The sequence below is a fragment of the Synechococcus sp. H55.11 genome (assembly GCF_047462475.1).
Lineage (GTDB): Bacteria > Cyanobacteriota > Cyanobacteriia > Thermostichales > Thermostichaceae > Thermostichus.
The window spans coordinates 1-6,441 of sequence record NZ_JANSJI010000223.1 but is presented as its reverse complement, the minus strand read 5'-3'; the positions used below and the strand labels follow the sequence as shown (position 1 = coordinate 6,441).

Sequence of the window (6,441 nt, the reverse complement as noted above, 5' to 3'; positions counted from 1 at the left end):
GGGAGCGCTCCCTCACCCCCAGCCCCTCTCCCAGCGGGAGCGCTCCCTCACCCCCAGCCCCTCTCCCAGCGGGAGAGGGGAGTTAACGAACCGTTTCATGGCGATTGGACATGATGCCAATACGCAACTGGGTACGGGATCAGCTTGGTTGCAGCGTCTCAATTCCCTCAGGAAGGGCGATGATCGCCTCTTGGGCCATGCCGATGAACAGGCCATGCTCCACCACCCCCACCGTCCCCTTGAGTTGATCGGCGATCTTGGCGGGATCGGCGATGGGGCCGAATTGGCAATCGAGGATGTAGTGCTGTTCATCCGTCAGGTAGGGATCCCCTTGGGCATTCAACCGCAAAGTGGCCGCACAGCCAATAGCCTCTACCCGCGCCAAGGTGGTTTTCCAGCCAAAGCGCACCACCTCCACGGGCACCGGGAAGCGAGTGCCCAGATGCGTCACCTTCTTAGAGGCATCGGCGATGATGATCAGCTCGGCGGCGCTGGCCTCTACCAGTTTTTCCCGCAGCAGAGCCCCCCCCGCTCCTTTGATCAAGTTCAGGGATCCCACTTCAATTTCGTCGGCTCCATCGATGGCCAGATCCAGGCGGGGCTGCTCCTCCAGGGTGGCCAGCGGGATCCCCAGGGAGCGGGCTTGTTCTGCTGTGCGCTCCGAGGTGGGCACACCGATGAACTGCAGCCCCTCCTTTTGCATCCGCTCCGCCAGGGCGCTCACCGCAAAAGCAGCCGTGGATCCTGTGCCCAGCCCCACCACCATCCCTGACTGCACCTTTTGAGCCGCCGCTTGGGCTGCTGCCTGTTTCAGCTCATCTGCACTGGCCATCTCGCCTTTCCGGAGTCCAACCGAATTATTCTACCGCCCGCTCCAGCTAAAGCCCTGCGGCGCTGCCACCACCTGGCCAAAGAGATCGTAGGGCTCGGCGCGAGTAATCTGCACCGGCACCAGGGATCCCAGGGATCCCGGCCCGCGCACGTACACCACCCCGTCCACCTCAGGGGCAAAGCGGGGGGAACGGCCAATCCACTCGCCGGTGCGGGGGTTTTCCTGCTCCAGGAGCACAGGCACCACCTGCCCCACCTGCTCGCGGTTGCGGCGGAAGGCGATCCCCTGTTGCAGTTGCATCAGGCGGGCGCGGCGCTCTTCCTTAAGGGGCTCCGGCACTTGCTGGGGAAGGTGGTAGGCGGGTGTGCCTTCTTCAGGAGAAAAGGTAAACACCCCCACATGGTCAAATTGGTGGCGCTGCACAAAGTCCAACAGATGCTGTAAGTGCTCCTCCGTCTCGCCGGGAAAGCCGACAATAAAGCTGGTGCGCAGCACGGCGTTGGGCAGCGCCTGGCGCAGCCGCTCGATTACCCGGTCGTTGACCTGGCCCTGCCAGGGGCGGTTCATGGCTTTGAGGATCTGCGGGTGGCTGTGCTGCAGCGGCAGATCCAGATAGGGCAGGAAATTGGGCGTCTCTTGAATGGCCTCCACCACTGCCGGGGTAATGCCGGTGGGGTAGGCATAGAGCATGCGGATCCAGGGGATGGGGATCCGGCCCAGGGCGCGGATGAGCCCGGCCAGCCGCGGCTCCCCGTAGAGGTCGATCCCGTAGTTGGTGGTGATCTGGGAAATGAGAATCAACTCCTGCACCCCTTCTGCGGCCAGTTGCTCCGCCTCCCGCAGAATGGACTCGATGGGGCGGGAGCGTTGCTTGCCCCGCAGGTGGGGGATGATGCAAAAAGAGCAGCGGTAATCACATCCTTCGGCCACCCGCAGGTAGGCCACCGGCGCATGGGTGGTGCGATAGCGGGGGACGGTCTCGTCGGCAATGTAGTCCAAGCTGGAGGTGACGGCGTTGACCCGCTCCCCTCGCTCCGCCCGCTCGATCACCTGCACGATCTGGTGGTAATCGCCGGTGCCGACGATGGCCACCGCCTCCGGGATCTCCCGCAGCAGCTCCTCTTGGAAGTGCTGGGCCAAGCAGCCGGCGATGAGGATCTTTTTGCCCTGTACCGCCAGCTCCATCAGGGTGCTGACCGACTCCCGCCGCGCCGCCTCGATGAAGCTGCAGGTGTTGACGATGACGTAGTCGGCGCTGTCTTCGTCGCCTTCCACCCGGTAGCCCGCCTGGGCCAGCAGGCCCAGCATGTGCTCGGTGTCCACCCGGTTTTTCTCACAGCCCAGGTGCACAACGGCAACTGCCGGCGCTTTCTTTGGGGGAGCGGCAGGGCTGCGAGAGGGCGTAGGCAAAGCGGTCTCCAACCGGTTCATAGCCACAGGAGAGGCCGAGAGAATGGCGACAGCAGAAATGAAAGTTTTCTTATTCTAGTTTAGGTTTCGCTACTCCTCTGCCAACCAGCTCAATCGGGCTACCCCCCAAGTTGAACCCACACCAAGCCAAGAGCCACAGCCACTGCCAGACCGCTGGCCGCCCAACTGCAGGGATCCCCGCCAGCCGCTGTCGGAACCAAGGGCGCCCGCCCGTAGCCCCGCAGGCGCAGCGCCTGATAGACGCGCTCGGAGCGCTCATAGCTGCGCACCAGGAGAGTAGCCACCCCAGCAGCCAGGAAGGGCAGGTCTTGGCGCAAGGCCGGGCCCGGACGCCACAGGGATCCCCGCGGCTGCCAGCCCCTCAGCCAAGCTGCCCGCTGCATCTGCTGCCACTGGGCGCTTATCTCCTGCAGGTAGCGCTGCGTCAGCCAGGCCAACTCCAAGAGCAGGTCGGGGATCCCCAGCGCCCGCAAAGCCGCCAACAGTTCCAGCAGGGGGGTGGTCTCCAAAAGCAGCGTCGCCAGCGCCAACAAAGCCAGGCTGCGCCCAACGACATAGAGCGCCTTCTCCAGCCCCTCCCACCGCAGAGCCAGGGATCCCCACTGCCAGAGGATGGTGTTCCCCATAACTAACGGTAGGAGAGCGACGAGAGCTATTAGCAAAGCGCCTGGGGCGGCCAGCCGTTTCAGTCCTCGGCTGAGCGGCACTCCCGACAGCGCCCAGAGAAGAGCCAGCAGCGCCCAGGCCAGGGGCAGCAAGGCCAAGCGCTGCACCTGGGCAAAAGCTGCCATCAGGGCTCCCAGGCCCACCAGCTTGGGCAAAGGCCGCCAGCGGTGAAGCCAAGAGGGGGAGGGAGGGAGGGGAGCGGGTGGAGAGAACTGCGTTCCCCTGAGATCCTGGGAGATGACGGCCTCGGCCCTATCTTTTGGCATCTTCTCCCAGCAGCTCCGGCTGCACCCGCTGCAAAAACCGCACCACCCAACAGGTAAACAGCCCCTCCACCGCCGCCAAAGGGAGGTGGGCCATCACCAAGCTGCCCAAGGCCAAGCGCTCTGCTTGGGTGGAGACCGTCCCCTCGCCCAGGAGAGCAGCCATCACCACCTCGTAGAAGAGCAGCGCCGCCAGCCCCACCCCCGCCGCCCCCGCCCAGAAGGCTGCCAACCCGTCTCCCAGCCGCCGTCGGCCCATTCGAAAGATCCCCCCTGCCAAGAGCGCCGGGATCCCCATAATGGCAGCGTTGATCCCCAGGGTGGTTAGCCCCCCGTGGCCAAAAGCCACCGCCTGAAAAAACAGGCCCACCACAATCGCCGGGTAGGCCAAGGCCCCCAGCATCACGCCCAGCAAGCCATTGAGCAGCAGGTGCAGGCTGGCCGGGGGAAAAGGCAGGTGAATGGAGGAGGCGACAAAAAAGGCGGCGGTCAGCAGCGCCGCCTTGGGCAGTTGGCGGCGGGGATCCTTTTCCAACCGCTGGAGGAGGTGTAGGCTCCAACCCGTAAGCAGGGCAGTGATGCCATAGCCCCCCAGCCAAAGCGGTGCTGGCAGAAGGCCCTCGCTGATGTGCATGGCTAGTCCTGGCTCAAAGCGGCAACACCCCCTGAGGAGTCGGGGAGTTCTGGGCCTTGGGAGGGACGGGGCCGGGAGAAGAACAGGGCCGTACCCAAGCACCCCCAGATGACACAGGCAGCCATAACCCCCCGCTGCACAGGGCCAAAGGAGGAGCCGTTGGGGATCCCTTCTGCCTGCATAGCCGCTTCGCCTACCGGCACGTTCACCACCCCGCCGTGGCCGGCCTGGCGAATGCGCACCTGCCACAGTCCCTTGAGCTCAGGATCCGGCTGCAGCAGAAATCGCCCCTGCTCATCCGTTTGCCCTTCCTGCCAAGGGGTGGTGGGATCGGTGGGCGCAAACACCGTGACGCGGGCAGAACGCATCGGCTCGCCGGAATCGTAGCGGGCTTGGATCTCGAAAGTGGGGACGGCCCGCCAAGAGGCCTCCACCCCATGCCCCCAAGCCGGAGCAGACAAGAGCAGGCCGCAGGCCAGCCAGCTCAGTTGCCAGTAAGCGTAGAAAGGGAGGCGATTTGGCCAGACTGAGTTCATGGGTCGGCAAAAGTAGAGGACAATCTCTCGACTGCAAAAGCCACCCAGGCTCGAGGGCAAAGACCTAAGGTCAAGATCCCGTCCCACCAAGACGGTCAGAGGACGCGCGGCAGTGGCCCTCCCCCACGTGGCCCAAGTTCTGCAGGATCTCCAAGAGGGTTTCGGACGCCGTCCCACTTTCCTGCAGGTCGTCCCAGACCAGAGGGTCGGATCCCCCCTTTAGCCGCTGCTCCAGGGAGAGGGGATCCAGCTTCACCAGCGGGGCAAACCCCAGCGCCGCCCGGTTGAGGTCATCTTCCGGCGGTAGGCTGCCATCCCCAAACAGGTGGTCAAAGTGGAAAGTCACTTCCAGATCCGCCACCTGGCCCGCCTGGACAAAGCCCTTGCGCGCTTCCCCCACATACTCGCCGCAGACGAAGGCCAGCTCAGGGCTGAACTTGAGCACAAAGGGGATCCCCTCTCCCTCCCCTTTTGCTGGCCGGGCTGTGCCCTCGATCCAGAGGGAGTAGCCCTTGGCCGGCCCCTCCGCTGCCGGCACCAGCCGCCAAGCCAAGGCGTTGTAGTGCCCAGGGGGAGCTTCCAGGGATCCCAGCAGAACCCGTTCTGCCCCCGCCGCTGGCACCAAATCCACCGTGAGGGGGCCTGTCAGGTTGACTAAGGCCTTGGCCTGGAGCTCCCCTTTCCCTTCAAAAGGGGGATCCGTCTGGTAGGCCGTGATGTCGGCCAGCGTCACGTACACATGCTCAAACTGCAGCGCCCAGCCGTCTTTGGAGACCAACCCCTCCCGCACGAACGCTTCGCCGTTGGCCCACAGCTCCAGCGTGCCTTTGGCCGAGGCAGAGATCGCCTGCGGCTCCCTAGCTGGCCCCGACTCGACAGGCGGACGACAAGCTGTCATGCCGGCTCCCAGCCCCAGGGCCACCAGAGCCAGCCCTCTGGCCAAGGGATCCCTGGAGGAAATGACCCACGACGGAGAGAGGAGTTGCTTCACCTGGAGTTCGGCCAGCGCTACTGACCTAGCCAAACACAAACTTTCGGGGCACCACAATCCCCCGCTGGGGCATCTTGCTACTCCTGCGCCAGGTTCCCGGCCCGCACCCAGCCCTCTTGCCCGTTCTCGCGGCGGATACGCTGCCAACCGCCATCTTCGCTCAGGCCCAACACCGTCACCACCTCATTCAGGGGCAGGCCGCCCATGTAGGCCCCTTCCCGGTCGGGAGTGGCTCGCAGCGCCAAACCCATCGGCTCGATCACCCGCCCCCGCTCACCGGGGGAAACGCTTGTTGCTCCAGGAGAGTGGGTGGACTCAGGCCTGGGTTGAGTCAACTGAACTGTCGATGGTGAAACGGTAGAGACAGCAGATGCCGAGGCTGCCGCCCCTTCCACAGGGCCCAAATTGCCCGCCCGCACCCAGCCCTCTTGACCGTTCAACTCCCGCCGCACCCGTTGCCAACGACCATCGGCGCTATACTCCAACACCGTCACCGTTTCCCCCACCACAATCCCGCCCTGGTAGGCTCCATCGGCGGAGGGCCGGCTGCGGATCGCCAGGCCAATCGGCTCAATCACCCGTCCGCGGCTGCCGGGGGGAAATCCTTCAGGGTCAAGGGTGCCTGCAGCAGGGGCAGACAGGGGAGGGGGAAAGCTGGTTGGGCTCGGCAAGGGATCCGGGCGGATCGCCCGCTGAAATTGGGGTGGGGGCGGGGGGGCCAACATCGGAGCGACCATCTGCCACAACTGCCAACCCAAGGCGGCCAGAGCCCCAACCGAGACGCTCGCCACCACCAAGGTGCCCAAGGGAAAATGGTCAGAAGCAGGAGAAGAACGGCCTCGCATTGGGTAGTTAGCCATCCAAAGTACCTCCCTGCAAAGCTGCAGACAAGAACCGCAAAACCCATTGGGATCCCTGTCAGCAACCGGGGATCTACGAGATTCAGAGCACTCGCATCCCAATCTATAACATCTTCAAAGATGCCGACTTTTGCTTCTGACCTTGGCTTGAACAGAATCGCGTCAACCCCCCGCCTCTATAGCCAGGGGAAGCAGAGCAGACACCCTTGTGGGTGGGCGACCCCCCAT

Annotated in this window: 7 protein-coding genes; all 7 read right to left on the bottom strand. The window is 64.4% G+C overall.

The window, feature by feature from the left end; genetic code table 11:
- Positions 1 to 139 precede the first annotated feature (139 nt).
- Positions 140 to 832, bottom strand: a complete 693-nt coding sequence (rpiA, locus tag NW853_RS09020) for a ribose-5-phosphate isomerase RpiA (RefSeq protein WP_414332726.1) — start codon at positions 830 to 832, stop codon at positions 140 to 142.
- Between the two features lie 30 nt (positions 833 to 862).
- The gene (rimO, locus tag NW853_RS09015) at positions 863 to 2,242 is read right to left on the bottom strand and encodes a 30S ribosomal protein S12 methylthiotransferase RimO (protein ID WP_414348846.1); all 1,380 of its coding nucleotides are present in this window, start codon (positions 2,240 to 2,242) and stop codon (positions 863 to 865) included.
- A gap of 119 nt (positions 2,243 to 2,361) precedes the next feature.
- The gene (gene cbiQ / locus NW853_RS09010; protein ID WP_414348845.1) at positions 2,362 to 3,195 is read right to left on the bottom strand and encodes a cobalt ECF transporter T component CbiQ; all 834 of its coding nucleotides are present in this window, start codon (positions 3,193 to 3,195) and stop codon (positions 2,362 to 2,364) included.
- The gene (cbiM, locus tag NW853_RS09005) at positions 3,182 to 3,826 is read right to left on the bottom strand and encodes a cobalt transporter CbiM (RefSeq protein ID WP_414348844.1); all 645 of its coding nucleotides are present in this window, start codon (positions 3,824 to 3,826) and stop codon (positions 3,182 to 3,184) included. The genes cbiQ and cbiM overlap by 14 nt, the downstream gene beginning before the upstream one ends.
- Positions 3,827 to 3,828: 2 nt before the next feature.
- A complete protein-coding gene (locus NW853_RS09000) occupies positions 3,829 to 4,362 on the bottom strand; it encodes a hypothetical protein (RefSeq protein WP_414332733.1) in 534 nt (177 codons plus the stop codon).
- A gap of 70 nt (positions 4,363 to 4,432) precedes the next feature.
- Positions 4,433 to 5,386 (bottom strand): hypothetical protein, encoded by a 954-nt coding sequence (locus NW853_RS08995; protein WP_414332734.1) that lies wholly within the window; start codon positions 5,384 to 5,386, stop codon positions 4,433 to 4,435.
- 44 nt (positions 5,387 to 5,430) lie between these two features.
- On the bottom strand, positions 5,431 to 6,213 hold the full coding sequence (locus NW853_RS08990; protein ID WP_414332736.1) for an SH3 domain-containing protein: 783 nt from the start codon (positions 6,211 to 6,213) through the stop codon (positions 5,431 to 5,433).
- Positions 6,214 to 6,441: the final 228 nt, after the last annotated feature.